General features: G+C 41.7%; 2 protein-coding genes. One reads left to right on the top strand and one right to left on the bottom strand.

Annotation, left to right across the window (positions count from 1 at the left end; translation table 11 throughout):
• On the top strand, positions 1–990 hold a 990-nt coding region (locus AC3AYF_RS20685; protein WP_487780352.1), incomplete at its 5' end, for a two-component system sensor histidine kinase NtrB.
• Here AC3AYF_RS20685 and AC3AYF_RS20690 read toward each other — a convergent pair.
• Positions 979–1701, bottom strand: coding sequence for a DUF445 domain-containing protein (locus tag AC3AYF_RS20690; protein WP_487780353.1), 723 nt, complete (start codon positions 1699–1701; stop codon positions 979–981). The two genes, AC3AYF_RS20685 and AC3AYF_RS20690, sit on opposite strands and share 12 nt — an antisense overlap.
• Positions 1702–1732 lie beyond the last annotated feature (31 nt).

Consider the following 1732-nt stretch of genomic DNA (forward strand, 5'->3'; position numbering starts at 1 on the left):
GATCGGATATCCGACGCCATAAAAACACGGTGTGAACTTACCGATACGCATAAACCCTACCGTCAAGATGACGAAATACAATACGAAGACTTTACTATTTATCCTTTAGTCGCTGGTGGCATTGAAGGTGCAGTATTACGTATTGATAATGTTACTGAACGTGTTCGTCTTGAAGAAATGATGATTCAATCGGAGAAAATGCTGTCAGTTGGTGGACTTGCAGCCGGTATGGCCCATGAAATTAACAATCCTTTAGCCGGTATGATGCAAACAGCAACCGTAATGACGGGTCGTCTCACTAATAAATTACTGCCTGCCAATCGTGCAGCTGCGAAAACAGCAGGCATAGATTTAAATTCATTGTATGACTATATGAACGATCGAGGCATTTTAAGAATGTTATCGGCCATTAATGAATCTAGCCTACGTATTGCAGATATTATCGACAATATGTTGACCTTTGCTAGAAAAAGCGACGTTATTTCATTACCGGGTAATATGGCAATATTATTGGATAAATCGCTGGCTTTAGCCTCAACCGACTATGATTTGAAAAAACAATATGACTTTAAATCTATCAATATCATCAAAGACTATCAGGATGACCTACCAGAGATACCCTGTGAAGCAAGCAAAATCCAGCAAGTCTTGTTAAACCTGTTTAGAAATGGTGCTCAGGCCATGCAAGCAGCCAATACCATAAACCCGACCTTTATTTTACGTACCCGTTATCAAGACTACGACAAGATGATTACGATAGAAATTGAAGATAATGGTCCGGGCATGGATAAGGAGGTCTCTAAGCGGATCTTTGAACCCTTTTTTACCACCAAACCCGTTGGTATCGGTACCGGTTTAGGTTTAAGCGTGTCCTACTTTATTATCACTGAAAATCATGGTGGCGAAATGACGGTGATGTCAGAGCCAGATAAAGGCAGCCGCTTTATTATTCGGCTCCCCTTACAACAACCTGAACGACTAAAAGAATAATTGGCTAGTAATTAGACCAATCAGGCCTCCAAACACCCCACCCCAAACAACAAGCCAACCTAGGTGCTCTCGTATCATCGTTTGGATAATCTCTTTCACCATGATAGGAGTGAGCTCATCAAGACGCGCGTTCACTACATGCTCAATTTGCTGATGGATATCTTCACTCACCGGATTACTGGTTAGTTTGGCTCGCACACTGGCCTGAAACGACTCACTATGAGCCATATCGTTAAGCGATGCTTTCATTTTGATAATAAAAGGCTCTTTAAGCGGGATTAATGCTTCTTGGCCACCAAACATAGACAACATACTGCCAAATGACGATTCCATGATCGTGGATACCAAGCCATCATAAGTTGGGCTGAGATCTGTTTCCTCAATGATCTCATGAAAATCCAGATGATGATTGGCATCTTCTGTCACCATTTCAGTAAAAAAACGGTCTAAATTTTCCTTACTAAAAAATTGATCCATCACCAAGTTATATATGCCCAATTTATAGTCTTTGAATCGTGCTGTTATTACCCCTGAACCATATAAGCCCGGCACTTTTTCAAACAACATGTGAATGGCCAACCAATTTGTCACGCCACCGGCTAAGGCGAATAAGCCCGTAGCTAATACCGCGTCACGTAATGGGCCATCCATTGCCAAGCCAGCCGCAATGAGGCTGGCAGCAATGATGTTAGTAAGAAGGCTTTTATTCATCCGTCCACTTTTTTAATGCAGCAATAATTTG

It is taken from the genome of Salinicola sp., from assembly GCF_982684285.1.